This window comes from Streptomyces sp. NPDC031111, from assembly GCF_055570675.1.
Map to the genome: position 1 here is coordinate 248213 of NZ_JBVIGS010000009.1, position 25402 is coordinate 273614.

The following is a 25402-nucleotide window of genomic DNA, read 5'->3' on the forward strand; positions in this document are numbered from 1 at the left end:
GTTCGTCAGCGATTCGCCGCGAGGGGACGGCGAGGGCCCGACGACGGGGGGCCCTCGACGAGTGTGGGTCGTGATTCGGCATCGGTTCCCTCAGGGCCGAGGGGAACCCGGGCGGGTGCGCCGAAGCCGAAGAGCGGTGCGGTGCTGCCGTGCTCGGGGCGGACGGCGCCGCACCGCCGTCGACCGGGGCGCCCCGGTTTCTCCACAGCCTGTGGACAACTTCTCGCTCATCCGCCGACGGCCGCGACCGCCCCCGGCAGCCGCTCACCGGCCCGGAAGGTCCGCCGGTACGCGGTCGGCGTCACCCCCAGCGCCGACTGGAGGTGCTGACGCATCGACTGGGCCGTGCCGAAGCCGGCGTCGCGCGCCACCTGGTCCACGGACAGATCCGTCGACTCCAGCAGATGCCGGGCCCGCTCCACCCGCTGCTGCGTCAGCCACTGCCCCGGGCTGATCCCGGCCTCCTCCCGGAAGCGGCGCGTGAAGGTGCGTACCGACATCGCCTCCCGCGCGGCCATGTCGCGCAGCTGGATCGGCTCGTGCAGCCGGCCCAGCGCCCACGCGCGGGCCCGGCTCGTGGAGGACTGCTGCGGATCGGGCACCGGTCGCTCGATGTACTGCGCCTGCCCGCCGTCCCGGTGCGGCGGTACGACCGTGCGCCGGGCCACGTCGTTGGCCACCACGGCGCCGTGGTCGAGCCGCACCATGTGCAGGCACAGGTCGATGCCGGCCGCGACGCCCGCCGAGGTCAGGATGTCGCCGTCGTCGACGAACAGCACGTCCGGATCGACCTCGACCCGCGGGAACAGCCGCTGGAAGCGCTCGGAATCGGCCCAGTGGGTGGTGGCGGGCCGGCCGTCGAGATATCCGGCGGCGGCGAGGACGTACACGCCCGTGCAGATGGAGGCGAGCCGGGTGCCGGGGCGGATCCGGGCGAGGGCGGCGGCGAGTTCGCCGGTCAGCTCGCCCCGCTCGTAGACCGGGCCGAGCTCGTAGGAGGCCGGGACGACGACCGTGTCGGCGGTGTCGAGGGCCTCGGGGCCGTGGGCGACGTGAATGGAGAAGTCGGCGTCGGTCTCCACCGGGCCGGGCGGCCGGACCGAGCAGGTGACGACCTCGTACAGCGGCCGCCCCCGCCCGTCCCTCGGGCGGCCGAAGATGCGGTGCGGGATGCCCAGCTCGAAGGGGAGCAGTCCGTCGAGGGCGAGGACGACGACGCGGTGGGGCCGGGGGCCGCCGGAGGAGGCGGAAGGGGGCGTGAGGGCGACCGGATCCATGGCCCGATCCTAGCGAATGCTGTCTTTCGGGCCACTCGTTGCGGCCGATCCGATCCCGGAAGCTCTATGGCGTGACCCAGACAAGCCAGACAGCCGCTCCCGTGGAGCCGCCCGCGGGCGGCCCGAAGCCGACCCGTGTCCGTGTCCACCGCGCGTGGTTCGTCGCCGGTGTCACGTTCGTGACGATCATCGGTGCCGCCGCGTTCCGTTCGGTGCCGGGCCTGTTCATCGACCCGCTGCACGACGAGTTCGGCTGGTCGCGCGGGACGATCGGCGCGGCGGTCTCCGTGAACCTCGCGCTCTACGGTCTCACCGCGCCGTTCGCCGCGGCGCTGATGGACCGCTACGGCATCCGGCGGGTGGTCGCCGTGGCCCTCACGGTGATCGCGCTCGGCTCCGGTCTGACGGTGTGGATGACGGCGGCCTGGCAACTGCTGCTCTGCTGGGGCCTGCTGGTCGGCCTCGGCTCCGGCTCCATGGCGCTGGCCTTCGCCGCGACCGTCACCAACCGCTGGTTCACCGAGCGGCGCGGACTGGTCAGCGGCATCCTCACCGCCGCCTCCGCCTCCGGGCAGCTGATCTTCCTGCCCGTGCTGTCCTGGATCGTCTCGCGGCACGACTGGCGCCCGGCGGCCGTCACCGTGGCGCTCGCCGCGCTCGCGGTGGTGCCGTTCGTCTGGCTGCTGCTGCACGACCACCCGGCCGACGTGGGCCAGAAGCCTTACGGGGCCGAGGAGTTCGTGCCGAAGCCGCCGCCTGTTCCGGGGGCCGCCCGGCGTGCGCTGACCGTGCTGTCCTCGGCGGTGCGCACGGGACCGTTCTGGCTGCTCGCCGGGAGCTTCGCGATCTGCGGCGCCTCGACCAACGGGCTGATCCAGACCCACTTCGTACCGGCGTCGCACGACCACGGGATGCCGGTCACGACCGCCGCGTCGCTGCTGGCCGTCATCGGTGTCTTCGACGTCGTCGGGACGGTGGCGTCCGGTTGGTTCACGGATCGCTTCGACGCGCGGCGGCTGCTCGCGGTGTACTACGCGCTGCGGGGGATCTCGCTGCTGTTCCTGCCGATCCTGCTGGCGCCGAGCGTGCATCCGCCGATGCTGTTCTTCATCGTCTTCTACGGGCTCGACTGGGTTGCCACCGTGCCGCCGACGCTGGCGCTGTGCCGGGAGCACTACGGCGACGACAGTCCGATCGTCTTCGGGTGGGTGCTCGCCTCGCACCAGGTGGGGGCGGCGGTGGTCGCGTTCCTCGGTGGCGTCGCGCGGGATGCGTTCGGGTCGTACGACGTGGTCTGGTACGCGTCGGGGGCGTTGTGCGCGGCGGCGGCGCTGATGGCGCTGGTGATCCGGCGACGACCGGGCGCGGCGGTTGCCTAGGGCTGGGCGGGGGGTGTCGCGCGGCCCGGCGTTCGCGGGGTGCCGCTGCGCCCACCCGTGCCGCCCCAGCGGCACGACTGCCCGCAGCTACCTGCGGGACAGCGCCCTGGCGATTCGCTGGGCATCCAGCGCCATCTCGCGGAGGTTGCCGCTGATCGGATTCGTGAACCCCGTGAAGTAGAGACCGGACGCACCGTCCGGGGTACGGCCGCCACGGACGACCGGCCTCCCGCGACCGTCCAGCACCCCGAGCCCGCCGACCAGCCCCTCCAGCCCCCGGAGATAGCCGGTCGCCGCGACGACCGCGTCCGGAGCGATCCGGTCCCCGTCGGCCAGTACGACCTTGCCCTCCTCGAAGCCCTCCACGGCGGCCACGACCTCCACCGCCCCCGTGCGCACGGCGTCGATCAGACCGACGTCCTGCACGGGCACGGCCCCCTCCAGCACCCGGCTGTAGAGCCCGGAGTCGGGGAGGGGAAGGCCGTGGGCCGACAGGTCGGGGATCGCGACCTTCGCCATGACCCGGCACATCCGGTCGACGAGGCCGACCGGCATCCGGCGCGCCAGGACGGCCGAGTACTGCGAGGGCCAGCCCGCCGTCGTGCGGCGCACGATGTGCGGCGGGGTGCGCACCGCCAGCCGCACCCGGGAGGCGCCCCCCTCCACCAGGTCCACGGCTATCTCGGCGCCGGTGTTGCCGACCCCCACGACGAGCACGTCCCGGCCGGCGAAGGGCTTCGCCGCGCGGTACTCGGAGGCGTGCAGGAACTCGCCGGTGTACGTGTCCCGGCCGGGCCAGTCGGGGACGCGGGGCGTGTGGTTGAACCCCGTGGCGACGACGACCGCGGCACCGGTCAGTTCACGTCCCCCGGTGGCGTGCAGCAGCCAGCCCGTGCCGTCGGGGGAGCGCTCGACGCGGGACACCTCGACGCCGGTGACGATCTCCAGGCGGTGGTGCTCGGCGTACTTCTCCAGGTACCGGACCATGTCGTCGCGGGCCACCCACCGTCCGAACCGGCGCGGCATCGGCAGGCCGGGCAGCGCGGACAGGCGGCGGGTGGTGTGCAGACGCAGCCGGTCGTAATGGCGCCGCCAGGAGTCCCCGACGCGATCGGACCGCTCCAGGACGACGGCCCGTATCCCCCGGGCGCGCAGGGCGTACGCGACGGAGAGTCCGCCCGGACCGCCGCCGATGACGTAGACGGGGCGGTCCGCCCGGTTCGGCGCGGTGGGCTGCGCGGATCTGGGGGCGTCGGAAGAGTCGGCCATGAGCGCGAGCGTAATCACGCCCCCGGTTGATGGGTATCGGTCAAGACCGGAATTGGTTGCGGATTGATCACATCGTTTCGGTCGGTGGACGGGCTTGAATGACCCCATGGCGCCCACACCCAAGGACACCCGATCCCGGCCCCTCCCCGAGCTCCACGGCCACGGTCTGCACCTTCGCCCCTGGGACCCGGCCTCCCGCGCCGACGTCGAGATCTGGCTGCGTGGCACCACCGACCCGGAGTTCCAGCGCTGGAACACCCCGCTCCACCCGGTCACGGATCTCGCGGGCGCCCGCCGGACCCTGCGCGCACGGGCCGACCGGGCCGCCGAGGGCGCGGCCGCCTCCTTCCTCGTCTCGGACGCGGAGAGCCGTACGCCGCTCGGGCACATCGGCGTCAGCGAGATCCGCCCGGCGCTGCGCGTCGGCCGCGTCGGCTACTGGGTGCTCCCCGAGGCCCGCGGCCGGGGCGTCGCCACCCGGGCGCTGCTGCTCACCGCGGACTGGGCGCTCACCGAACTCGGCCTGCACCGGTTGGAGCTGGACCACGCCGTCGGGCACGAGGCGTCCTGCCGGATCGCCGAGCGGTGCGGGTTCCGCTACGAGGGGACCATGCGCGGGGCGATCTTCGAGGCCGGCCGCCACGACGTCTTCCGCGACGCCCATCTGCACGCGCGCCTCGCGACCGACCCGGAGCCCGGGTTCACGGCCACAGCGACTCCCTGACCCAGCCCGCCGCCCCGCGCCGGTAGCGCAGCCGTACGTGCCGCCGCCGGGCCTCCCCCTGGAAGAACTCCACCTCGTCGGCGCGCAGCCGGTACAGGGTCCAGGACGGGACCGCGGTGTCGGGCTCCCGCCGCGCCCGCTCCCAGGCCGCCTCCGAGGCCCGCGCCAGCTCCTCCGCCGACCCGAGGACCTCGCTCTGCCTGCCGGTCAGCGCGGCCGCCAGCGCCCCGGTGGAACGGGCCCGCAGATCCGCCCGCGCCTCCTCGGCCGGGGCCGCCCCGACGGGGCCGCGCACCCGCACCTGGCGGCCCAGCACCGGCCAGTAGAAGGCCAGCGCGGCATACGGGCGGGCGGCGAGGTGACCGCCCTTGCGGCTGTGCGCGTGCGTGGCGAAGGACCAGCCGTCGGCGTCCGCGCCGTGCAGCATCACGATCCGCACGTCCGGCAGCCCGTCCGCGTCCGCCGTGGCCAGGGACATGGTGTGCGGCTCGGGCTGCCCGGCCGCCACCGCCTCGGCGAGCCACCGCGTGAACAGCGGCAGCGGCTCGGCGGGCGCGGCGGCCGGGTCGAACTCCGGCAGGTCCGTGTGCTCCGGGTCCCACACCCGCAGGGACCTCAGCAGCTCGTGAAGATCGGGTTCCATGTCCCGATTCTCGTGCGCCGGGAGACGGCGCTCACACCGCCGCGCTCACACCGACCCGAGGTCCGACGACACCCAGCGCTCCGGCCGCATGCGGAGGACGACCTGCTCGCCGTGGTTCTTCGACGCGAAGTCGACGTACCCCTCGACCTTGTCGGCCGGCAGGTAGCGGGCCGAGAGCTCCCTCAGCTGCTCGACCGTGGCGGGAGTGCTGCCGAGGACCGGCCCCTCGACCGAGACGTAACGGATGGTGGGCTCGACGCGGTCGACCATGAGCGAGAACCGCCCCGCCGCACCGATCAGCCGGTTCTTGCGCGAGTCCAGACCCGTCATGATCCATACGTCGCCGCCGGGTGCGTACTGGTACCAGATGGGCACGGTGAGCGGGGCGCGGCCGTCCCCGGCGTCGACCGCGAGCGCGGCGATGTGGGGTTCGGCCAGGAACTGTTCGCGCTCTTCGCGGGTCAGGGCCATTCCGGGTTCCTCCTGCGGCGTCTGCGTCGGATGTTCACTCGGGCCGGCGATCGGCTCGCCGGGGTACAACACCGGCCGTGCGCGGCCGTGTTCCCCGCACCGCGCGGAAAGTGACGGGCGGCGGCCCACCGGAGTGAACCGCCGCCCGTCTGACAGGACATGGGGGAGACCGCGCATCGCTGCGGGTGACCGGGCGTCCGCCTCGGCTACTTCGTCGGCTTCTTGCCGGTGACCCCGAGATGCACCAACAGCGCGAGGCTGGGCTTGAGTTCCGCCTGCTTCACGCCCCAGGAGGAGAAACCTTTCTGGTGGGAGGCGACGGCCGCCAGCATGGCGACCAGCGAACCGGCGATCGCCGCCGGGTTCACGTCCTTGTCGATCCGTCCCTTGGCCTGGAGTTCCGCGACGGAGTCCGCCAGCGAGCTGTTCACGGAGTTGAGGATCTTCATACGGAGCTTGTAGAAGCGCTTGTCGCCCTCGGCCGCGCCGAGGTCAACGACCCGCAGGATCGCGTCGTTCTTCCGCCAGAACTCCAGGAAACCGTCGACGAGTTCCTGCGCCGTCTGCCAGCCGGCCCGCCCCGCCCAGGAGCGGCCCTCCAGCAGCTCGCTCAACCCGGCGCTCTCGGCGGCCATGTGCTCGGCGATCTCCAGGACGGCGCCCTCGACATCGGGGAAGTACTGGTAGAAGGTCGCGGGCGAGGTACCCGCTTTCCGTGCGACATCGATGACTTTGACGTCCCGGTACGGGGAGGAGCTGAGCATCTCGCTGAGGCAGTCGAGCAGCTTCTGCCGGGTCGCCTGCCCACGCCGGCCGGCCACGCGGCCGTCGACGGTACGCACTTGTCCTGTCATGCCGTCAGCTTACCGACGGGTGATCCGAGCGCGATTCGGCCGACTGCAAATGGGGTGTGCGGGTCCGTGGAGGCTGGTGTGCCTGGTCTGCGGCCTGCGGGCGACACGGTTACTTTGGCGGCATGGCCGAAAACAGGGCACAGCGGTACCCCGAGTACACAGAGGGCACCCCCTGCTGGGTGGACGCGCAGCTGCCGGACGTGGAGGCGGGGAAGCGGTTCTACGGTGAGCTCTTCGGGTGGACCTTCGAGGACCAGCCGCAGGGAACGGTGCGGGCCCTGAAGGAGGGGGAACCCGTCGCCTCCCTCGTCCGCAAGACGGACGGCCGGCTGCCCACCGTGTGGACGGTGTCCTTCGCCACCCCGGACGCCGAGGCCCTGTGCCGGCGGATCCGCGAGGCCGGCGGACAGATCGTCTCCACGCCGCGCCCCTTCGGCGACCTGGGCGTCACCGCGCTCGTCACCGACCCCGAGGGCGCCGTGTTCTCCCTCTGGCAGGGCGCGGCCGCTCCCGGCTTCGGCCGCCGTCACGAGCCGGGCACCTTCGCCTGGGTCCAGCTGTACACACGGGACACCGGGACGGCCAACGCCTTCTACGGCGGCCTCTTCCACGACGCCCTGTTCGGCCCGGGCGCCGAGCCCGACTTCGGCCGCGCCCCGGTCTCCGACGTCTTCGCCGCCGAGATGCCGCCCCACTTCCTCGTGCACTTCGCCGTCGAGGACCTCGGGGCCGGCGTGGCGGAGGTGGCCCGGCTCGGCGGCCGGGTCCAGGTTCCGCCCTTCGAGACGTCCTACGGCTCGGTGGCCGTGGTCACCGACAATCAGGGGGCGTCGTTCGCGCTGCTGCGCCGCTGAGCCGTTTCCGCCCTCTGTGTCGTATGAAAACCTGGACACCCTATTTGTCGGCCGGTTCGCAACCGGGGGCGCGGACAGGAAGAATCGGGGTGCGTGCCGCCACGGCGGTGCGGTGGTGAGACGCTGCACTTCGGTCGCGCACAGGTGGTGGCGCGACTCGTACGGGGAGGTGGCAGGCAAGTGGTGGATCAGCTGACGCAGCACGATCCGCGGCGTATCGGGCCGTTCGAGGTGCTGGGACGGCTGGGAGCCGGCGGCATGGGGCTGGTCTATCTCGCGCGCTCGGCGTCCGGCCGGCGCGTGGCGATCAAGACGGTCCGGACCGAACTGGCCGAGGACCAGCTGTTCCGGGTCCGCTTCACGCGCGAGGTGGAGGCGGCCCGCGCGGTCTCCGGCTTCTACACCGCGGCCGTCGTGGACGCCGATCCGCGCGCCGCCGTGCCGTGGCTGGCCACAGCGTACGTGCCCGCGCCCTCCCTCGAGGAGATAGTGAACGAGTGCGGGCCGCTCCCGGCCCAGGCGGTGCGCTGGCTCGCGGCGGGCGTTGCGGAGGCGCTCCAGTCGATCCACGGGGCCGGGCTGGTCCACCGCGACCTGAAGCCCTCCAACGTCCTCGTCGTCGAGGACGGCCCCCGGGTGATCGACTTCGGCATTGCGTCCGGCGTCTCGAACACCCGTCTGACGATGACGAACGTCGCCGTCGGCACCCCCGCGTACATGTCCCCGGAGCAGGCCAAGGACTCGCGCAGCGTCACCGGCGCGAGCGACGTGTTCTCGCTGGGCTCCATGCTCGTCTTCGCCGCCACGGGACATCCGCCCTTCCACGGTGCCAACCCCGTCGAGACCGTCTTCATGCTGCTGCGCGAGGGCCCGGACCTCGACGGCCTCCCGGACGAACTGCGCCCGCTCATCGAGGCGTGCATGCAGATGGACGCCACGGCCCGGCCCAACCCGGCCGACCTCCAGGCCCAGCTCGCCCCGCACCTGTTCGGCTCCGGCTCGGACGACAGCGGTACGGCGTCGGCCTGGCTGCCCGAACGGGCGGTGGGCCTGATCGAGGCGCGCCGGGGCGGCCGCCCGGCGGCCAAGCCCTCGCCCGGGGCCGGCCGCAGCGGCGGTGGCGCCCGCCCGCACGTGCCTCCTCCGCCCCCGCACGACCCCGTCGTCCCGCCGCCTCCCCCGTCCGTGCCCGCGCCGGTCGGGGCGGGTGTGGGCGCGCCCGACACCGGCCCGGTGCGGCTGGCGGGCGCGAGGGTGCCCATCGGACCCGGCCCGCGCGTCGCCGACACGCGCGCGGCCGCCGTCAAGGCGCCCCCGCCGGAGGCCGCCCTGGCCGCCACCTGGTCCAGGCCCCGCCCCGGCGTCAACGGCGCCGACCCCGCCGTGCCCGCGCCCGCGGCACCCGCTGCGCCGCCGGAGCAGCCCGGCGGCTGGCGGCCGTGGCGCTTCCGCATGTCCAACGACGTGTGGGGCACCCCCGCCGTCGACGGCGACCTCGTCTACGTCACCTCCTTCGAGGTGCACGCGCTCGACGTCGCCACCGGACGGCGCCGCTTCAAGACCCGTGACGTCGCCTGGTCGATGGCGGTCGCCGACGGCCGTATCCACGCCTCCGACGGCCCCACCCTCTTCGCCCTCGACGCCCGCGAGGGCGGCGATCTGTGGCGGCTGTCCACGGACGCCTGGGTGTACTCCCTCAAGGCCGACCGCGGCACCGTCGTCACCGGCACGCGCGGCGGCGGCGTCCAGGCGTGGGAGGCGTCCACCGGACAGAAGCTGTGGGAGGTCACCGGCTGCCAGACCGACTTCGAGTCCCCGGAGGCCGGCCCCGCCGTCCACGAGGGCACCGTCCTCGTCTGGCAGGACGCCCGGCTGCGCGCCCTGGACGCCCGCACCGGCGACGAGCGCTGGTCGTACCCCATCGGCGACGCGGCCTCCTGCGGCGGCGTCCCGGTCCGGGTCACCCACGCCCCCGACGGCTACGTCTACGTCTGCGCCGGGACCCGCGTCCTCGCCCTGGAGGTCGCCACCGGCCACGTCCGCTGGCACTTCGAGGCCCCGGCGGTCTTCCTCGCCCCGCCCGCCTTCGTCCCCGGGCCGGCGGTCACCGGCGGCGGCGTCTACCTCGCCGACTACCTCGGCACGGTCTACGCCCTCGACGCCACCGACGGCCGCGACCGCTGGCGCATCGCCACCGAGTCCCGTTCCTCCGTCGAACCGGTCCTGGTCGCCGCCGGTCACGTCCACGTGGGCAGCGGCAAGGGGCTGTACACCCTGGACGCGGTCACGGGCACACCCAAGTGGCGCTTCCAGTCGGGCGGCGAGATCGTGGGCGCCCCCGCGGTGGCCGAGGGGCGCATCCACTTCGGCTCCAGCGACCACCTGCTCTACACGCTCAAGGCCGACGACGGCCGGCTGAGATGGAAGCTGGCGACCGGTGGCGAGATCACCGGCTCGCCGGTGGTCCGGGACGGCGTGGTGTACGCGTGCAGCAAGGACCGCTGCGTGTACGCGCTGGACGCGGAGAAGGGGACGGGCACCGCCCGGACGACGTAGGCGGCGGTTGCGGGACGGCCGTCGTGCCGGTTGCACGGAAGGGGCGTCGGACGGCGGCCGCCGCTGCGGGGAGCGGCACGGTCACCGCTCTCACGGCAGACGCTACGCCGGGTACGCGACGGTCGCCAGGCGGTGACATGTTCGTGACACGGAGATCGCTAGCCTGTCGGTCATGAATTCCCGGGGGAACACTCTCAAGCTCACAGCGGTCTCGGCACTCGTCGTCCTCACCCTCACCGGTTTCTCGACCGGTCGCAGCAGCGGCGGCAGCGGCGACGGGGGCGGCGGTTGCAGCAGTTCCAGCCAGAACCACGACTCGTCGAGCTCGCACCGCGACGACGATGACGACTACGACGCCGGCTCCGGCGGCACGGGCGGCAGCGGTGGCAACGCGTCCACGTCCCTGCGGGACGCCACGGTCGAACTGGTCACCTGCGCCTCGCAGAAGACCCCGTACGCGACGGTCGAGGTCACCAACCCGAACGCCAGGGACGGAGTCTTCACGGTCACCCTGACCTTCGAGGACGCCACCGGCACGGAGGTCGTCACCCGGACCCAGGACGTCGCCGTACCCGCCAACGAAACAGCTACGGCAGAGGTGACCGTCGGAGACAGCGCGGACGTCCCCCGCGTCGCGGACTGCGCCCCTGAGCTGTACGCCACACCGGCCCGCTGACCGATCAGGTTCGCGGCCACGAACGATGGGGGCCGAGGTTTCCCTCGACCCCCATCGATGGTTGGTGCTACGTCAGGGAGCGTGATTGTCGAGCGGCACCGCGACGCTGTCCTGCGGGCTCACCGGCATGCTGTTGTCGGCCAGCGCCGGGCTCGCGACGGCGCCGGTGATGCCGAGGACCAGGGCGATGGTCGCGAGGACCTTCTTGGTTCGGGTCATTGGGGCTCCTGTTGTGGGAGAGTAAATCCGTACGAGACGGGACACTATGACGGCCTGTGCCGTTTGTTCGAGTGATTCGAACGGTTCGCGTCAAAGGTTGACCAGAAACCCGTGCGGACACACGTCGGCCGCGACGGCTCCCCCTCCGCGCCGCCGCGGCCGATCCCCGTGCGGGAAGGACGGCTACTTGCCGCCGTCGAGGTCCAGGGCGGGCGGGGCGGGCATGTGGCTGTCGAGAGTGGTGATCGAGTCGTCACTCGGCGGGGCCGGCATGTGGCTGTCCTGAGTGGTGGCCGTGCCGTCCTTCGGCGGGGCCGGCATGTGGCTGTCGAGCGTCGTAATGGCGTCGTTCTTCGCTTCTTCGTTGCTGCTAGCGGTGTTGCTCATAGCTATTAGCCCCCATGAGATTGACGGAGCGACGGGCGGAGACGCCTGTTCGGCGACTCCCCCGCGGGTCGCCGAACAGGCGTTGTGGGGTGGCTCACCCTACAGGCGAAGCCCCTACGACCCATCTGCCCCCCGACGCGATGGATCGATGCATTGAGAGTGGCAGTCACCCATAAACGTTCGATGAACGCCGCCGATTCAGGCCGCTCCAACCGGCCGAAGGAGCATCCTCAACTCGGTTGCCTCGGCTGCCTCGGACTTCTCGTAGATGGTCAGTGCGTCCCGCCAGCACGCACGCGCGCGATCGATCTGGTCGAGGGCGCTCAGCGAGCGTCCAAGCAGCGTCAGGATGTTGGCGCGCATCCAATCTCCGCCGATGCTCCCTGTCGTCAGCGCCTGCTCGGCGTGCTGTGCCGCCTGAGCCGGACGACGAGCGGAGAGATGCACCTGGGCAATGCGGAAGTGCGTCGCTCCTTCCCACAGGCGTTGACGGTTCTCCACGAAGGTCTGGAGCGCAGTGGAGAGCTCATTCAACGCCTCGGCCTGACGCGCTGCGTGGCTGAGCGCGATGCCAAGTGCGTACCGCGCGTTGGCCAATCGGAAGGTCAGCCCCAGCTCGTCATAGATGGTGATTCCCTGGCGGACCAGATCGATTCCCGAGGTTGTGCGCCCCACGGATACGAGGACGCGTGAGAGATTGCAGAGCGCGCTCGCTTCGCCGGGCCGGTTGCCGTCGGACCGAAACGCCTTGATGGCTTCGAGGAGGTGGGCTTCACTGACGGCGCGCTGGTTCTTGCAATTGGCGATGATGCCCTGTTCGTTGTGGGCGTTGCCTCTTGTCCAGGGATCTCCGGTCCGGTTCCCGAGTTCAATGGCACACGCGGCCTCTGCACCTGCTTCGTCGAAGCGTCCGGCTCGGCTGAGGACTTGGGCCAGCGTCGTGCGCGCACGCCCCTCCGCGTGGGCGTCTCCCGCCGCCTCCGTGGCATGCCTGGCGGCAAATGCTGCCGCCTCGTAGCTGAGCGAACTCGCCCCTGATTCCGCCAAGTCCTTCGAAGCCAGCAAGAGGTCGACACCACGCCGCAACGTGCCCGGCCTCAGAGACTGCCGGACGCACGCGAGGATGCAAGCGGACTCGGAGTGGAGCCAGTCCAGTGCGTTGACGTCGTTGCTGAACTCCTTGCCTGGGAACTCGGTGGGCTCAAGGTGTTCCACGGTTCGGTCTCCCGGCCGCTCAATGGCGTAAACCCTCGCCGCCGTCGCCAGGTAGAAGTCCAGCACCCGCGACAGCGCCGCCTCCCGCTCGCCAGGTGGCTGTTCGTCGCGTTCCGCGCATGCACGCGCGTAGAGGCGGACCAGGTCGTGGAAGCGGTAGCGGCCGGGGGCCGCTGATTCCAGCAACGACGTGTCTACCAGGGACTCCAGGAGGTCCTCCGTGTCCTCCACCGGGAGGTCCAGGACCGCCGCTGCCGCCGCCAGGGAGATGTCCGGGCCGTCCGCCAGGCCCAGCAGGCGGAACGCGCGGGCCTGGGCCGGCTCCAGCTGGCCGTAGCCCAGTTCGAACGTCGCCTTGACCGCCAGGTCGCCCGCCTGGAGTTCGTCCAGGCGGCGGCGTTCGTCCGCGAGCTTCGCCGCAAGGACCGAGACCGTCCAGGTGCGGCGAGCCGCCAGGCGGGACGCCGCGATGCGGATCGCCAGCGGCAGGAAGCCGCACGCCGCCACCACGTCCAGGGCCGCCTCGCGCTCCGACCCCACCCGCTCCTCGCCCACGATCTTCGTGAAGAGCGCCAGCGCCTCGTCCGGGGACATCACGTCCAGGTCGACCAGGTGGGCGCCGGCCAGATCCACCATCCGCACGCGGGAGGTGACCAGCGCCGCGCAGCCCGCCGTACCAGGGAGCAGCGGGCGGATCTGCGCCGCGTCACGCGCGTTGTCCAGCAGGACCAGGACCTTGCGGCCGTCCAGGACCGAGCGGTACAGCGCCGCCCGCTCCTCCAGGGAGTCGGGGATCGCCGAGTCCGCCGTGCCGAGGGCGCGCAGGAAGGAGCCCAGGACCGTCTCCGGCTCCGCCGACCTCGCGCCGGCGCCCTGGAGGTCGACGTACAACTGCCCGTCGGGGAAGGCGGAACGGGCCCCGTGGGCCACGTGCACCGCCAGCGTCGTCTTGCCGACGCCGCCGATGCCGGCCAGCGCGGAGACCGCCATCACCTGGCCCTCGGCGCCGGACGCCGACGTCAGTACGTCGCTCAGCTCCCGTACGAAGGACGCGCGGCCCGTGAAGTCCGGGACCGTCGCCGGGAGCTGGGCCGGGCGGACGGGGACCGCCACCGGTTCCGCCATGGGGGCGGACGGTTCCGCGAGGCCGGGGTCGGCCTGGAGGATGCGCTGCTGGAGTTCCTGGAGGGCGGGGCGCGGGTCGACGCCGAGCTCGTCGGCGAGCAGGCGGCGGGTGTCCGCGTACACCGCGAGCGCCTCCGCCTGGCGTCCGCTGCGGTAGAGCGCGAGCATCAGCAGCTCGCGCAGGCGCTCGCGCAGGGGGTGCGCCGCCGTGAGCGCCGTCAGCTCCGAGACGGCCTCCGCGTGGCAGCCCTGCTCCAGGTCCATGTCGAGGCGGGCTTCGAGGAGTTGGAGCCGCCACTCCTCCAGGCGGACGCGCTGAGCCTCGGCGTACGGGCCCGGCACCCCGGCCAGCGTCTCGCCGTCCCACAGGGCCAGGGCCCGGCTCAGCACGTCCCGCGCGTGGCACAGGTCCCCGGTGTTGCGGGCCTTCTCCGCCTCCGCCGCCAGCTCCTGCGCCGCGGCGAGATCCAGCGCGCCCTCGCCGAGCCCGCGCACCGCGTACCCGCCGGACTCGCTGACCAGGACCCCGGCGTCCAGCACCTTCCGCAGCCGGGAGGCGTACGTACGCACCGCCGCCAGCGCCTGGGACGGCGGTTCCTCGCCCCACAGGGCGTCGATCAGTTCGCCCGCCGTCGCCGTCCGGCCCTCGCGCAGCAACAGCGCGGCCAGCAGCGCCCGCTGCTGGGGGCTGCCGGTGGCGACCGGCCGGTCGTCGCGCCAGGCGCGCACCGGGCCGAGCACGCTGAAGCGCAGCTCCCCGGGCTCCGTCGAGGAGCCGGGACGCCGCTGCTCCGGCCCTCGCGGCACACCGTCCATGCAGTCCCCCTTGCGTCCTGAGCAACTAGGCCAGTTTGCCTTGTTCATGGCAGATGCGTCAGCCGTGCGAGACGGCGATCACACGGGGAGGAGCGGGCCCTCACGGAGCCCACACAAGTCCGACCTCAGTCGTCCAGGTCCACCCGTACGGTCAGCAGCCCCGCCCCGACAGCCCGTACGGCGGCGCTGTTGAGGCGGGGCAGGGTGCGCAGCCGGGCCACGGGATCGTCGTCGGGCAGGAGGTGCGCGGTGCCGGTGTGCCAGCGGCCCCGGACGCGCACCCGCACCCGGGGGTCCGCCTTGATGTTGCGGACGTACTGCGACCGCTCGCCGAACTCCGACACCAGCCAGAACGAGCCCCCGGCCCGCCGGCCGCCCACCGGGGTGCGGCGGGGCAGGCCGGAGACACGGCCCGTGGTCTCCAGCAGGGTCTGGAACGGCATCCAGCGCAGGACGGGATTCCAGACCCGGCGCTGGAAGGCGGTGGCGGTCCGATACTTGCGTTCGGCGTGCGGGCTCGCGGCAGTCATCGTGCGGGGGAGCCTACCGGCGGCCGAGGAAGATCGGGTTGGTGAATCCGGCCAGGGCGCCGGGGAACGGCCCCGCGGCCGTCTCGTGCCGCAGTTCGGCGCGTACGTAGGCGGCGTACGACGGTGTGGTGCGCCACTCCACCACCCCCGACCCGGACACCGGCAGCGGGCCGCTGGTGTGCAGTACTCCCTGGTCGGTGACGAATCGGACCGTGCAGCGCGGGGCGCCGGTGACCTCGAGGCGGACGGTGACCGGGGTGTCGTTGTCCACCCGCAGCCGCTCGCCGATGCCGGCGTGTTCGCCGCGCCCGCCGGACGCGGTGAAGGCGAGGGAGACCCTGCCGGATTCCGCGACGTAGGAGCGTCCCGCGCGGATGCCCTCCTGGACGGCCTCGCGGGTCAGGTCGTCGGCGAGGACGACGGTCTGGGGGTGGCCGACGGCATCGGGGTCGCGGTGGGCGTCGCTGCTGCCCATGGCCGGTATCCAGTCCCGCCCGTCCCGCACGGACGCGACCAGCATGCCGTCCCAGTCGGCCAGCGCCACCTCGTCGTCGGGCGTGTACGGGCCGTTCCACACCTCCACGGCGTCCGCCTCGCCGAAGCCGAACTTCCAGTTGCAGCCGATGCAGGTGGCGTGCGGATGCGCGGGGACGACCAGGCCGCCGGCGCGGCGGATCTGCCGGGCGAACCGGCCGAAGCGGTTGTCGCGGGCGCGGTAGCGCCAGTCGACGAAGGTGCCGGGGTCCGTGCCGATCGCCACCACGTGGCCGTTGCGCGTGGTGACCTCCTCGCCCAGCAGGACCAGCAGGTCGTCGCCTGCGGCGTCGGCCCAGTGGGCGTGCGCGGAGTGCGTGTTGTGCTCGCTGCTGTTGATGAAGTCCAGTCCGGCCGCGCGGGCGAGGGCGGCGATCTCGGCGGGGGTGCGGCGGCCGTCGGAGTACCAGGAGTGCAGATGGCAGTCGCCCCGGTACCAGGCCCGCCCCCGCCCCTTGGCCCGCTCCGGCGGGTACACCGGCCGTACGGTCCCGGCGGGCTCCCCGTAGGTCAGCGTGACGGTGATCTCGTACGACAGTCCCTGCGGGGCCACGGTGTACGGGCCCAGCGCGATGTGCCAGGTGCCCTCGCGCACGGGGCCCGGGAGGTAGCCGGGGGTGGCGTCGTCGGCGCGGAGGAAGAACTCCGTGCGCGCACCGCCCGACCAGCCCCGGAAGCCCCGGCCGCCGAGTTCGGTGCCGCGCTCGTCGAAGATGCCGATGTCCAGCGCGTTGCCGGTGGTGCCGGCGGGCACGGTGGGCCTGTCGTAGGTGTAGGCGACCTTGATCTCGCGGACGCCGTCCGGCACCTCGACGGGTACGTACACGAAGTCGGGGGCGCCCGGGGGGAGGGTGCCGCGCACCGTCCTGGTCTCCCGGCCGTCGCCGTCCGCCGCGGAAGCGAAGCTCACGCTTCCCAACGTAAGCGCTGCGGCGGCGCCCGTCAGGAAGACGGCCCGCCGCCCGATCCCGGTGGCGTGCCCGGTCCCGCTCTGCTGCTCCTCGCACATGCTGCTGCTCCCAGGGTGTCGAGTGGTGATGACAGGGCTTGGGTGGTGCAGGGGTGGTGCGGTGCAACCTTTGTACCGAGCGGTGAACTGCCGTGTAAGTGAGGGGAACTTGACATTGTCGGTTGCCTGTTGTGATTCAACTCACCGCTGGTGGCGCGGTGTTTGTTAATGCTCGTAAACTGCGCGCAAAGAATCGAGTCGGGGGACTCCGTTTCGCTGCCTGACCAGCATCGTTCGCGGAGAAGTCCCCGATCGTCCTGTTGCGCCGATGCGTCCGGGCCGACAGGAAGTGCGTGCAGGGGGAGTCCCGCTTTGACGACGGTCGTTGAAAGTCGACCTTTCTCGGTTTCCGTGGACACGGCGGTGCTGGAACGGCTGACCGCCCGCGAGCGAGAGGTGCTGCGCAACCTGGCCAAGGGCGAGTCGAATCGCGTGCTCGCGCGCCGGCTGGGAATTGCCGAACGCACCGTACGGGCTCATGTCACGAGTGTGGTGCGGAAGTTGGGTGTCGGTTCCAGGTTCGAGGCGAGTCTGGTGGCGTTCCACCAGTACGAAGCCCTCGCCGAGGAGGACGTTGCCTCCTGAGGCAATGCCGCGGCAGGCAATGCCGTGACGGGCAATGCCTCAAGAGGCAATGGAGGAAAGGGTCGTGGGCTGACAGGCTCGATCCGTCCGAAAACTGGAACACCATCACGGGGAGAAACACCCAATGAACATCAAGAAGATCGCCACCGCCGCCGGTGTCGCCACCGCCGGTGTCGCTCTCTTCGTCGCGACGCAGGGCAGCGCCCAGGCGGCCCCGGCCCAGCCGGCCGCGCCCGTCGCCGCCGCGGCTCCGTCGCAGGACAAGGCGCCGCAGGCGATCGGCTCGCTCGTCGGCAAGGCCGCCAAGTCCGTCGGCAAGGCGGCAACCAAGGCGGCGAACAAGGCGACCGCCGTCGGCAAGGGCATGGCCGTGGTGGCGAAGAGCAACGCCGACAACATGCTGTCGCACGGCAGCGTGTTCGCCGCCCCCGCCGATCTGCCGCAGGGGGTCACCGCCGACGCCGTCTTCGACCGGTAATCACCACGTGCCGAAGACGTACCGCACCACCAGGAGGGCGGCGCTGCTCGTCGGCGGCGCCCTCCTGGGCGCCCATATGACGATGGCCGCGCTGTCCCAGGCGCCGCTCAGCCCGGCGAAACTCGTGTACGGGGACCGGGTGGCCGAGTATCTCGACCCGTATTTCTCGCAGAACTGGCAGCTGTTCGCGCCCACCCCCGTCTCCGACAACCGCGGGATTCTGGCACGGGCCGGCTGCGCGGACGGATCGGTGTCCGCGTTCTACGACGTGACGTCCCACGGCCTGGAAAAGGCACGGAATTCCCGCTTCTTTCCGTCCCGGGAATCGCGCGTGGTGTCCGCCCACATCCAGAACATCACCAGCAGCGAGGAGATCCTGCGGCGGCTGCGGGTGAAACAGACCAACGACAAGAAGCCCGTCCTGCCGCCATTGCCGTACGAGAAGGCGACCGAGGCCGAGGCGGTGAAGGCCCTCTCCCGCTACGCCCACGACCGGATGCCGGCCGCGTGCGCCGGCGAGGCGGAGAAGGTGCAGATCCGTATGTACGTGGAGACGCTGCCGCCGTGGTCCCGGCGGAACGATCCGTCCGCCGAGGGGGAGGTCATGGTGAAGGACTTCGCGTGGACCGACACGAGGGACCTGCGGTGAAGGGAATCGCCGCCCGGCTGGACCACTGGTCCCTGAACGCGGTGGCCGTCACGGGCGTGTCGGGAACCCGCGTCCTGCTCGGCTTCGTCGGCCTCATGTACTACGTGAGCCAGTACCGGGAGCGGGCGTATCTGTTCGGCCCCGAGGGACTGCTGCCGCACGACGAGTTCCGCGCGCAGCTGTCCGGGTTCAGCCTCTACGCGCTGTCCCCGTCCCCGCTCTGGTTCCAGTTCGTCTACCACGCCGGCATCGCCGTCGCGCTGGCCGTGATGCTGGGGGTCGGCGGCCGGCCGGGGCTCGCCCTGCACTGGGCCCTGCTGTGGTCCGTCTACCAGCGGCAGCCCGGACTCCTGGACGGCGGGGACAACCTCGCCCACGTCGTCATCCCGTATCTGCTCCTGACGCGGTGCTACGACCGTTTCGTCCTGCCCACAGGACTCGCGGCCCGGTTCGCCGGGCGGGTACCGGACCGGCTGCGGGCGCTGTCCGTGCCCCTCCACAACCTGGGCGTCCTCATGGTCGCCGCGCAGATCTGCCTGGTCTACGTCGTCTCCGGCCTCTACAAGGTCATGGGGGAGGAGTGGCAGGACGGCACGGCCCTCTTCTACATCATGCGGGTGGACGAGTTCGAACTCCCGGGCTGGTCGCACCTGGTGTACGAGAACGACGCCCTGGTGGTCCTCGGGACCTACGGGACCGTGGCGTTCCTGGTGTACTTCCCGCTCGGTGTCCTCGTCCCGGCCCTGCGGCCGTGGGCCGCGGCGGCCTCCATCTGCTTCCACCTGTCGATCGCGTTCTTCATGGGGCTGACGGGCTTCGCGCTGACCATGATCGCCTGCGATCTCGTCTTCCTCTCCGGTGCCGTGGACCGCGCCGTCGCCTGGTGCCGGCTCCGCGCCGCACGGTTCAGGGCCGCCGTGGAACGGGACGGCCCGGCACCGGCCGGCGGAACGAAACCGGCGGGTGACGTCGTCGAACCGTCCCGACCCGAACTCGTCTGACAGGAGAGGAACGACGTGCGGACACCCCTGTGTGTGCTGGGCGGACCGGGCGTGCGTGACCGGGCCGCGCACGGCCACGACGCGCACCGGTTCGTCGAGCTCGGCTCGCTCACCAAGGTCTTCACCGGGACCGTCCTGACCCGGCTGGACCGAGCCGGCACGGTCGCGCTCGACGCGCCGCTCGAGGAGTACCTGGACGAGGTGGACCGGGGGACCGGCATCACCCTCCGGCACCTCGCCGAGCACACCTCGGGCCTGCCCCGCCTGCCCGCCGTGCCGCCCGGCCCGCCCGGGGACCCGTACGGCACCTTCGACGAGCCGGCCCTGCGGCAGTCGCTGAGCGACCTCGGCCGGCTGCGCACGGGCCGGCTCGGCGAGGAGCTGTACTCCAACTTCGGTTACGCGGTCCTCGGGCACGCCCTCACCGCCGCGACCGGGCTGCCGTACCAGCGTCTGGTGGACGAGCACGTCCTGCGGCCCCTCGGGCTGGCGCCGGGCGCGGTCACGGCCGTCCCCCCGGACGGTCTGCGGCTCGTGCCGACGGACCTGTTCGGCCGGCCGCGCCTGTGGACGCTGACCGGGCCGATCCTGCCGGCCGGCGGTCTGTGGTCGACGTGCGGGACCATGGCGGACGTCCTGGTCGGCCTGCTCGTCGACCGCGTGCTCGGCCCTCCCGCCCCCACCTGGCGGCGCGGTCCGTCCGTCCTGTGGCACAACGGCGCCACCCGCGGTTCGTCCGTGGTGGCCGCCGCCCACGACGACGGCCGCTGGCTGCTGCTCCACCGCCTGGGCCGCCCGTCCCGCACCGACCGCCTCGCCCGGCGGATGCTCGCCGCCGCCCCACCGCTCGGCGGCGGCTGAGGGTGAGTGACCGCCCCCTCCGGTGTCCAACCCCCCACCTCAGGAAGAGAGCGTCATGAGACTCGCCTGGTTCTCCTGGCTCGCCCAGCACGTCGACGAGTTCGGCTACAGCCAGGGGCCGCTGCGGGCTTCGATCGGCACGGCCGCCGTGGCCCTGACCGCCGTGCTGTGCGGCTGCCTGCTGCGCCGCCACCGGCAGGCCGCGATCGCCGCCGTGGTCCTCACCGGGGCGGCCGGCATCGGCTATCTGGCGCTCCACTGATCATGACCGACGCCGTCGTGGTCGGCTCCGGGCCGAACGGACTCGCCGCCGCGCTCACCCTCGCCCGCGCGGGTCTGTCCGTGGAGGTGTTCGAGGCCCACGAGCGCCTCGGCGGGGGACTGCGCACCGAGCCGCTCTTCGACTCGGAGGTGGTGCACGACATCTGCGCGGCGGTGCACCCGATGGCTCCGGCCTCCCCGTTCATGAGGACACTCGACCTGGAGGCGCACGGGGTCCGGTTGCTGCACTCGCCCGCCGCCTACGCCCATCCCCTCAAGGGCGGCAGGGCCGCCGTCGCCTGGCGCGACCTGGAGGCGACCTGCGCGGAACTGGGCGCCGACGGACCCCGCTGGCGGCGCCTGATGCGCCCGCTGATGGAGCGTTCCGGGGCCGTGGTGGACCTGATGCTGTCCACCCAGCGCACCCTGCCGCCCGCCCGCGCCCTGGCCGTGCTGGCCCCCCGGCTGCCGGAGCACGCCCTGCGCGCGGGGGGCGGGCTGCGCACCGGGGCGGCCCGCGCCCTCCTCACCGGTGTGGCCGCCCACGGCATCGGCCCGATCCCCTCGCCCGCCACCGCGGCGGTCGCCCTCCTGCTGGGGCACCTGGCGCACACCACCGGCTGGCCCGTGCCCGAGGGCGGTTCCGGGGCCGTCGCCGCCGTCATGGCCGCGGAGCTGGCGCGACTCGGCGTCCGGACGCACACCGGCGTCCGGGTGGACGACCTGCGGGACCTGCCCGCGCGGAGCATCACCATGCTGGACGTCTCGCCCCGCGAGCTGGCCCGGATCGCCCCCCTGCCCCCCGCCTACCGGCGCCGGTTGGGGCGCTACCGGTACGGACCGGGGGCCGCCAAGGCGGACTTCCTCGTCGAGGGGGCCATCCCCTGGACCGACCGGCGACTGGCCGCCGCCGCGACGGTGCACCTCGGGGGCGAGCACGGCACCGCCCCCGAACTCGCCCGCGCCGAACGGGAGACCGCCCGGGGACGCGCGGTCGAGCACCCCTACGTCATCCTGGTCGACCCGGCGGTGGCGGACCCGTCGAGGGCCGTCCGGGGACGGCGGCCGGTCTGGGCCTACGCGCACGTGCCACACGGCGACACCCGCGACCCCCTGCCGATGATCCGTGCCGCCGTCGAGACCCACGCCCCGGGGTTCACCGACACGGTGATCGCCGAACGCGGGGTGTCGGCCGCGCGGTTGGGCGCGTACAACGCCAACTACGTGGGTGGGGACATCGGCTGCGGCGCGATGACCCTGTGGCAGACGCTCGCCCGCCCACTGCCCCGGTGGAACCCGTACCGGACGCCGCTGCCCGGCACCTGGCTGTGCTCGTCGGCGACTCCGCCCGGCCCCTCGGTGCACGGGATGTGCGGACACCATGCCGCGACGGCGGCCCTGGCCGAGTTCACACGGCGAGACCGCCCACAAGGCGAGTTCCGACCGGTCGGTATGGACAGGAAGGGCGTCCACGGGTATTGATGGGTCCGTCGTCCGCGTACGAAAGGCCCGCTCATGCGCATCGCCGTCACGATCTTCCTCACCGACGAGACGATCACCCCGGTCCGGCTCGCCCGTGAGCTGGAGCAGCGCGGCTTCGCCGGGCTGTATCTGCCGGAGCACACGCACATCCCCGTCGAGCGGACCAGCCCGTATCCGGCGGGCGGGGAGCTGCCGCGCGAGTACGGCCGCACGCTGGACCCCTTCATCGCGCTCGGGCAGGCCGCCGCCGTCACCGAGCGGCTGGGGCTCGGCACCGGCATCACGCTGGCCGCGCAGCACGACCCGATCGACCTGGCCAAGCAGGTCGCGACCCTGGACCACCTCTCCGGGGGCCGGTTCACGCTCGGGCTCGGCTTCGGCTGGAACGTGGAGGAGGCCGCCGACCACGGGGTGGAGTGGCGCACCCGGCGGGAGCTGGTCCGGGACCGGATGGGGCTGATGCGGGCGCTGTGGACGGAGGAACCCACGGCGTACGAAGGGCGGTTCGGGAGCGTGGGGGCCAGTTTCGCGCACCCCAAGCCGGTGCAGAAGCCGCGCGGTCCGGTGGTCGGGCCGCGGACGCTGGTGGGCGGGGCCGCGGGGCCGAAGCTGTTCGCGCACATCTGTGAGTACGCCGACGGCTGGCTGCCGATCGGCGGGCGCGGCCTGACGGAGGCGCTGCCCGCGCTGCGCACCGCCTGGGCCGACGCGGGGCGCGACCCCGGCGCCCTCCAGGTCGTTCCGTACGCCGTGCGTCCCAGCGCGGGCAAGCTGGCCCACTTCGCGGAGCTGGGGATCGAGGAGGTCGTGGTGCAGCTGCCGCCGGAGGGGGAGGCGGGGGTGCTGCGGGCGCTGGACGCCTACCAGCCCTTCCTGGCGGGGGAAGTGGACGGGGACGCGGACGGGCGAAGGTCCTGATCACTGCGAACGTATGCTCAAAGGATGACGACTTCCGCGACCACCGGAACCGGCGGCCCCACCGAGAACTCCCTGCGTCGTGCCCTCAGACGCGCCCGGGACGGCGTCTCCCTGGACGTCTCCGAGGCGGCGGTCCTGCTCCAGGCGCGCGGTGAGCACCTGGAGGACCTGTCCGCGTCGGCCGCCCGGGTGCGGGACGCGGGGCTCGAGGCGGCGGGGCGGCCGGGTGTCATCACGTACTCGAAGAGCGTCTTCATCCCGCTGACCCGGCTGTGCCGGGACAAGTGCCACTACTGCACGTTCGTCACCGTGCCCGGCAAGCTGCGCCGGGCCGGGCACGGGATGTTCATGTCGCCGGACGAGGTGCTGGACATCGCCCGCAAGGGCGCCGCGCTCGGCTGCAAGGAAGCCCTCATCACCCTCGGCGACAAGCCCGAGGACCGCTGGCCCGAGGCGCGCGAGTGGCTCGACGCGCACGGCTACGACGACACGATCGCCTACGTGCGCGCGATCTCCATCCGCATCCTGGAGGAGACGGGACTCCTCCCGCACCTCAACCCCGGGGTCATGACCTGGACCGACTTCCAGCGCCTCAAGCCGGTCGCGCCGTCCATGGGCATGATGCTGGAGACGACCGCGACCCGTCTGTGGTCCGAGCCGGGCGGCCCCCACTACGGCTCCCCGGACAAGGAACCCGCCGTACGGCTGCGGGTGCTGGAGGACGCGGGCCGCTCGTCGGTCCCCTTCACCTCCGGGATCCTCATCGGCATCGGGGAGACGTACGAGGAGCGCGCGGAGTCCCTCTTCGCGCTGCGGAAGATCTCCCGCGCCCACCACGGCATCCAGGAACTGATCATCCAGAACTTCCGCGCCAAGCCGGACACGGCGATGCGCGGGATGCCGGACGCGGAACTGGACGAGCTGGTCGCCACGGTCGCCGTCGCCCGGCTCGTCCTCGGCCCGTCCGCCTGCCTCCAGGCGCCGCCGAACCTGGTCGACGCCGAGCACGGGCGGCTGATCGCGGCCGGCATCGACGACTGGGGCGGCGTCTCCCCGCTCACCATCGACCACGTCAACCCCGAACGCCCCTGGCCGCAGATCGAGGAACTTGCCGAGAAGTCCCGGGCGGCCGGCTTCGAGCTGCGCGAACGCCTCTGTGTCTACCCGGAGTTCGTACGGCGCGGCGAGCCGTGGCTGGACCCGCGGCTGCGCCCGCACGTCGCCGCGCTCGCCGACCCGGCCACGGGCCTGGCGCGCCCCGACGCCCTCCCGGAGGGGCTGCCCTGGCAGGAGCCGGACGAGGCGTTCACCGCGACGGGCCGCACCGATCTGCACCGCACCATCGACACCGAGGGGCGTACGGGCGACCGCCGCGACGACTTCGACGAGGTGTACGGCGACTGGGACGCCCTGCGCGAGGCCGCCGCCCCCGGGATGGTCCCGGAGCGCATCGACACCGACGTCCGCGAGGCCCTGCGCACGGCGGCCGACGACCCGACGAAGCTCACCGACGCGGAGGCGCTGGCCCTGCTGCACGCGGACGGTCCGGCGCTGGACGCCCTGTGCGGGGTCGCGGACGACGTCCGCAAGTCGGCCGTCGGGGACGAGGTGACGTACATCGTCACCCGCAACATCAACTTCACCAACGTCTGCTACACCGGCTGCCGCTTCTGCGCCTTCGCCCAGCGCCGCACGGACGCCGACGCCTACACCCTCTCCCTGGACCAGGTGGCCGACCGCGCCCAGCAGGCGTGGGACGTGGGCGCGGTGGAGGTGTGCATGCAGGGCGGCATCCACCCCGACCTGCCCGGGACGGCGTACTTCGACATCGCGAAGGCGGTGAAGGAGCGCGTCCCCGGCATGCATGTGCACGCCTTCTCCCCGATGGAGGTCGTCAACGGCGCGACGCGCACCGGCATGTCGATCCGGGAGTGGCTGACGGCGGCGAAGGAGGCCGGCCTTGACACCATCCCCGGAACCGCCGCCGAGATCCTCGACGACGAGGTCCGCTGGATCCTCACCAAGGGCAAACTCCCGGCGGCGACGTGGATCGAGGTCGTCGAGACGGCCCACGAACTGGGCATCCGCTCCTCGTCGACGATGATGTACGGCCACGTCGACCAGCCCCGCCACTGGCTCGGGCACCTGCGGACCCTCGCCGGCATCCAGCAGCGCACCGGCGGCTTCACGGAGTTCGTGACCCTGCCCTTCGTGCACACCAACGCCCCCGTCTACCTGGCCGGCATCGCCCGCCCGGGTCCGACGATCCGCGACAACCGCGCGGTCACCGCGATGGCCCGCCTCCTCCTCCACCCCCACATCCCCAACATCCAGACGAGCTGGGTCAAACTGGGCGCGGAGGGTGCGGCGGAAATGCTCCGCTCCGGCGCCAACGACCTCGGCGGCACGCTCATGGAGGAGACCATCTCCCGCATGGCGGGCTCCTCCTACGGCTCCTACAAGTCCGTCAAGGACCTGATCGCCGTCGCCGAGGCCGCCGGCCGCCCGGCCAAACCCCGCACCACCCTCTACGGCGAGGTCCCGGAGGAACGGCAGCGCGCGGCGGCGGCCTCCGACGGCCACCTCCCGGAGCTGCTGCCGGTGCTGGACTGAGACGGCCCGGGGGAGC

24 protein-coding genes are annotated in these 25402 nt (G+C 72.6%); 14 read left to right on the top strand and 10 right to left on the bottom strand.

The genetic code is table 11. The annotated features are described in order from the left end of the window. Nucleotides 1–227: 227 nt before the first annotated feature. Nucleotides 228–1277: a GlxA family transcriptional regulator gene (locus ACZ470_RS20670; protein WP_468429058.1), complete on the bottom strand. Its 1050-nt coding sequence runs from the start codon at nt 1275–1277 to the stop codon at nt 228–230. 71 nt (nt 1278–1348) lie between these two features. Between ACZ470_RS20670 and ACZ470_RS20675 the strand changes: the two genes are divergently transcribed. Then, the gene (locus tag ACZ470_RS20675; protein ID WP_468429060.1) at nt 1349–2656 is read left to right on the top strand and encodes an MFS transporter; all 1308 of its coding nucleotides are present in this window, start codon (nt 1349–1351) and stop codon (nt 2654–2656) included. A gap of 87 nt (nt 2657–2743) precedes the next feature. Here ACZ470_RS20675 and ACZ470_RS20680 read toward each other — a convergent pair whose 3' ends face one another. Beyond that, a complete protein-coding gene (locus tag ACZ470_RS20680; RefSeq protein ID WP_468429062.1) occupies nt 2744–3925 on the bottom strand; it encodes a flavin-containing monooxygenase in 1182 nt (393 codons plus the stop codon). 106 nt (nt 3926–4031) lie between these two features. Here ACZ470_RS20680 and ACZ470_RS20685 point away from each other — a divergent pair, with 106 nt between their 5' ends. Further along, entirely contained in the window at nt 4032–4649 is a 618-nt protein-coding gene (locus ACZ470_RS20685) for a GNAT family N-acetyltransferase (RefSeq protein ID WP_468429063.1), read from the top strand. On the opposite strand, the gene ACZ470_RS20690 is transcribed toward ACZ470_RS20685, so the two are convergent. The 3 genes from ACZ470_RS20690 to ACZ470_RS20700 all read right to left on the bottom strand — a co-directional run bounded on the left by ACZ470_RS20690 (nt 4627) and on the right by ACZ470_RS20700 (nt 6605). Continuing rightward, a complete protein-coding gene (locus ACZ470_RS20690; RefSeq protein ID WP_468429065.1) occupies nt 4627–5292 on the bottom strand; it encodes a pyridoxine/pyridoxamine 5'-phosphate oxidase in 666 nt (221 codons plus the stop codon). The genes ACZ470_RS20685 and ACZ470_RS20690 overlap by 23 nt on opposite strands. A 45-nt stretch (nt 5293–5337) precedes the next feature. Then, on the bottom strand, nt 5338–5763 hold the full coding sequence (locus tag ACZ470_RS20695) for a pyridoxamine 5'-phosphate oxidase family protein (protein ID WP_468429067.1): 426 nt from the start codon (nt 5761–5763) through the stop codon (nt 5338–5340). A gap of 206 nt (nt 5764–5969) precedes the next feature. Continuing rightward, complete coding sequence (locus ACZ470_RS20700; protein WP_468429213.1) at nt 5970–6605, bottom strand: TetR family transcriptional regulator; 636 nt, start codon at nt 6603–6605, stop codon at nt 5970–5972. Nucleotides 6606–6739: 134 nt separating this feature from the next. On the opposite strand from ACZ470_RS20700, the gene kbpA reads away from it, so the two are divergent. The 3 genes from kbpA (at nt 6740) to ACZ470_RS20715 (ending at nt 10703) form a co-directional block, all read left to right on the top strand. Next, nucleotides 6740–7471 carry an AfsK-binding protein KbpA gene (gene kbpA, locus ACZ470_RS20705; protein WP_468429069.1) on the top strand — a complete coding sequence of 244 codons (732 nt, stop codon included), beginning with the start codon at nt 6740–6742 and terminating at the stop codon, nt 7469–7471. A gap of 180 nt (nt 7472–7651) precedes the next feature. After that, nucleotides 7652–10027 (top strand): protein serine/threonine kinase AfsK, encoded by a 2376-nt coding sequence (afsK, locus tag ACZ470_RS20710; protein ID WP_468429071.1) that lies wholly within the window; start codon nt 7652–7654, stop codon nt 10025–10027. Between the two features lie 172 nt (nt 10028–10199). After that, on the top strand, nt 10200–10703 hold the full coding sequence (locus ACZ470_RS20715) for a hypothetical protein (RefSeq protein WP_468429072.1): 504 nt from the start codon (nt 10200–10202) through the stop codon (nt 10701–10703). Between the two features lie 72 nt (nt 10704–10775). On the opposite strand, the gene ACZ470_RS20720 is transcribed toward ACZ470_RS20715, so the two are convergent. From ACZ470_RS20720 to ACZ470_RS20740, 5 genes are all read right to left on the bottom strand, one after another. Next, entirely contained in the window at nt 10776–10922 is a 147-nt protein-coding gene (locus ACZ470_RS20720) for a hypothetical protein (protein ID WP_468429074.1), read from the bottom strand. A gap of 183 nt (nt 10923–11105) precedes the next feature. Next, nucleotides 11106–11309 carry a regulatory protein AfsS gene (afsS, locus tag ACZ470_RS20725; RefSeq protein ID WP_468429076.1) on the bottom strand — a complete coding sequence of 68 codons (204 nt, stop codon included), beginning with the start codon at nt 11307–11309 and terminating at the stop codon, nt 11106–11108. Between the two features lie 198 nt (nt 11310–11507). Further along, entirely contained in the window at nt 11508–14465 is a 2958-nt protein-coding gene (gene afsR, locus ACZ470_RS20730) for an SARP-family global regulator AfsR (protein ID WP_468429077.1), read from the bottom strand. Between the two features lie 125 nt (nt 14466–14590). Continuing rightward, nucleotides 14591–14995 (bottom strand): nitroreductase/quinone reductase family protein, encoded by a 405-nt coding sequence (locus ACZ470_RS20735; protein ID WP_468429079.1) that lies wholly within the window; start codon nt 14993–14995, stop codon nt 14591–14593. A 13-nt stretch (nt 14996–15008) separates the two neighbouring features. Next, the gene (locus tag ACZ470_RS20740) at nt 15009–16538 is read right to left on the bottom strand and encodes a CehA/McbA family metallohydrolase (protein WP_468429081.1); all 1530 of its coding nucleotides are present in this window, start codon (nt 16536–16538) and stop codon (nt 15009–15011) included. A 312-nt stretch (nt 16539–16850) separates the two neighbouring features. Here ACZ470_RS20740 and ACZ470_RS20745 point away from each other — a divergent pair, with 312 nt between their 5' ends. The 9 genes from ACZ470_RS20745 to ACZ470_RS20785 all read left to right on the top strand — a co-directional run bounded on the left by ACZ470_RS20745 (nt 16851) and on the right by ACZ470_RS20785 (nt 25386). Beyond that, complete coding sequence (locus ACZ470_RS20745; protein WP_468429083.1) at nt 16851–17123, top strand: helix-turn-helix domain-containing protein; 273 nt, start codon at nt 16851–16853, stop codon at nt 17121–17123. 124 nt (nt 17124–17247) lie between these two features. After that, nucleotides 17248–17601 (top strand): hypothetical protein, encoded by a 354-nt coding sequence (locus tag ACZ470_RS20750; protein ID WP_468429085.1) that lies wholly within the window; start codon nt 17248–17250, stop codon nt 17599–17601. A gap of 7 nt (nt 17602–17608) precedes the next feature. Beyond that, nucleotides 17609–18250, top strand: coding sequence for a DUF5819 family protein (locus ACZ470_RS20755; RefSeq protein WP_468429086.1), 642 nt, complete (start codon nt 17609–17611; stop codon nt 18248–18250). Then, nucleotides 18223–19251 carry an HTTM domain-containing protein gene (locus ACZ470_RS20760; RefSeq protein WP_468429088.1) on the top strand — a complete coding sequence of 343 codons (1029 nt, stop codon included), beginning with the start codon at nt 18223–18225 and terminating at the stop codon, nt 19249–19251. The genes ACZ470_RS20755 and ACZ470_RS20760 overlap by 28 nt, the downstream gene beginning before the upstream one ends. Nucleotides 19252–19266: 15 nt before the next feature. Further along, the gene (locus ACZ470_RS20765; RefSeq protein WP_468429090.1) at nt 19267–20112 is read left to right on the top strand and encodes a serine hydrolase domain-containing protein; all 846 of its coding nucleotides are present in this window, start codon (nt 19267–19269) and stop codon (nt 20110–20112) included. 55 nt (nt 20113–20167) lie between these two features. Then, nucleotides 20168–20374, top strand: coding sequence for a hypothetical protein (locus ACZ470_RS20770; RefSeq protein WP_468429092.1), 207 nt, complete (start codon nt 20168–20170; stop codon nt 20372–20374). A gap of 2 nt (nt 20375–20376) precedes the next feature. Further along, nucleotides 20377–21855 (top strand): phytoene desaturase family protein, encoded by a 1479-nt coding sequence (locus ACZ470_RS20775; protein WP_468429093.1) that lies wholly within the window; start codon nt 20377–20379, stop codon nt 21853–21855. A gap of 33 nt (nt 21856–21888) precedes the next feature. Continuing rightward, a complete protein-coding gene (locus ACZ470_RS20780) occupies nt 21889–22773 on the top strand; it encodes an LLM class F420-dependent oxidoreductase (protein ID WP_468429095.1) in 885 nt (294 codons plus the stop codon). A 24-nt stretch (nt 22774–22797) separates the two neighbouring features. Continuing rightward, the gene (locus tag ACZ470_RS20785; protein WP_468429097.1) at nt 22798–25386 is read left to right on the top strand and encodes a bifunctional FO biosynthesis protein CofGH; all 2589 of its coding nucleotides are present in this window, start codon (nt 22798–22800) and stop codon (nt 25384–25386) included. Nucleotides 25387–25402 lie beyond the last annotated feature (16 nt).

Coding starts and splice junctions, on each gene's coding strand:
- ACZ470_RS20670 (WP_468429058.1), bottom strand. CDS start 1,277: ATGGATCCGGTCGCCCTCACGCCCCCTTCCGCCTCCTCCGGCGGCCCC.
- ACZ470_RS20680 (WP_468429062.1), bottom strand. CDS start 3,925: ATGGCCGACTCTTCCGACGCCCCCAGATCCGCGCAGCCCACCGCGCCG.
- ACZ470_RS20685 (WP_468429063.1), top strand. CDS start 4,032: ATGGCGCCCACACCCAAGGACACCCGATCCCGGCCCCTCCCCGAGCTC.
- ACZ470_RS20690 (WP_468429065.1), bottom strand. CDS start 5,292: ATGGAACCCGATCTTCACGAGCTGCTGAGGTCCCTGCGGGTGTGGGAC.
- ACZ470_RS20695 (WP_468429067.1), bottom strand. CDS start 5,763: ATGGCCCTGACCCGCGAAGAGCGCGAACAGTTCCTGGCCGAACCCCAC.
- kbpA (WP_468429069.1), top strand. CDS start 6,740: ATGGCCGAAAACAGGGCACAGCGGTACCCCGAGTACACAGAGGGCACC.
- ACZ470_RS20715 (WP_468429072.1), top strand. CDS start 10,200: ATGAATTCCCGGGGGAACACTCTCAAGCTCACAGCGGTCTCGGCACTC.
- ACZ470_RS20720 (WP_468429074.1), bottom strand. CDS start 10,922: ATGACCCGAACCAAGAAGGTCCTCGCGACCATCGCCCTGGTCCTCGGC.
- afsS (WP_468429076.1), bottom strand. CDS start 11,309: ATGAGCAACACCGCTAGCAGCAACGAAGAAGCGAAGAACGACGCCATT.
- afsR (WP_468429077.1), bottom strand. CDS start 14,465: ATGGACGGTGTGCCGCGAGGGCCGGAGCAGCGGCGTCCCGGCTCCTCG.
- ACZ470_RS20735 (WP_468429079.1), bottom strand. CDS start 14,995: ATGACTGCCGCGAGCCCGCACGCCGAACGCAAGTATCGGACCGCCACC.
- ACZ470_RS20740 (WP_468429081.1), bottom strand. CDS start 16,538: ATGTGCGAGGAGCAGCAGAGCGGGACCGGGCACGCCACCGGGATCGGG.
- ACZ470_RS20750 (WP_468429085.1), top strand. CDS start 17,248: ATGAACATCAAGAAGATCGCCACCGCCGCCGGTGTCGCCACCGCCGGT.
- ACZ470_RS20770 (WP_468429092.1), top strand. CDS start 20,168: ATGAGACTCGCCTGGTTCTCCTGGCTCGCCCAGCACGTCGACGAGTTC.
- ACZ470_RS20775 (WP_468429093.1), top strand. CDS start 20,377: ATGACCGACGCCGTCGTGGTCGGCTCCGGGCCGAACGGACTCGCCGCC.
- ACZ470_RS20780 (WP_468429095.1), top strand. CDS start 21,889: ATGCGCATCGCCGTCACGATCTTCCTCACCGACGAGACGATCACCCCG.
- ACZ470_RS20785 (WP_468429097.1), top strand. CDS start 22,798: ATGACGACTTCCGCGACCACCGGAACCGGCGGCCCCACCGAGAACTCC.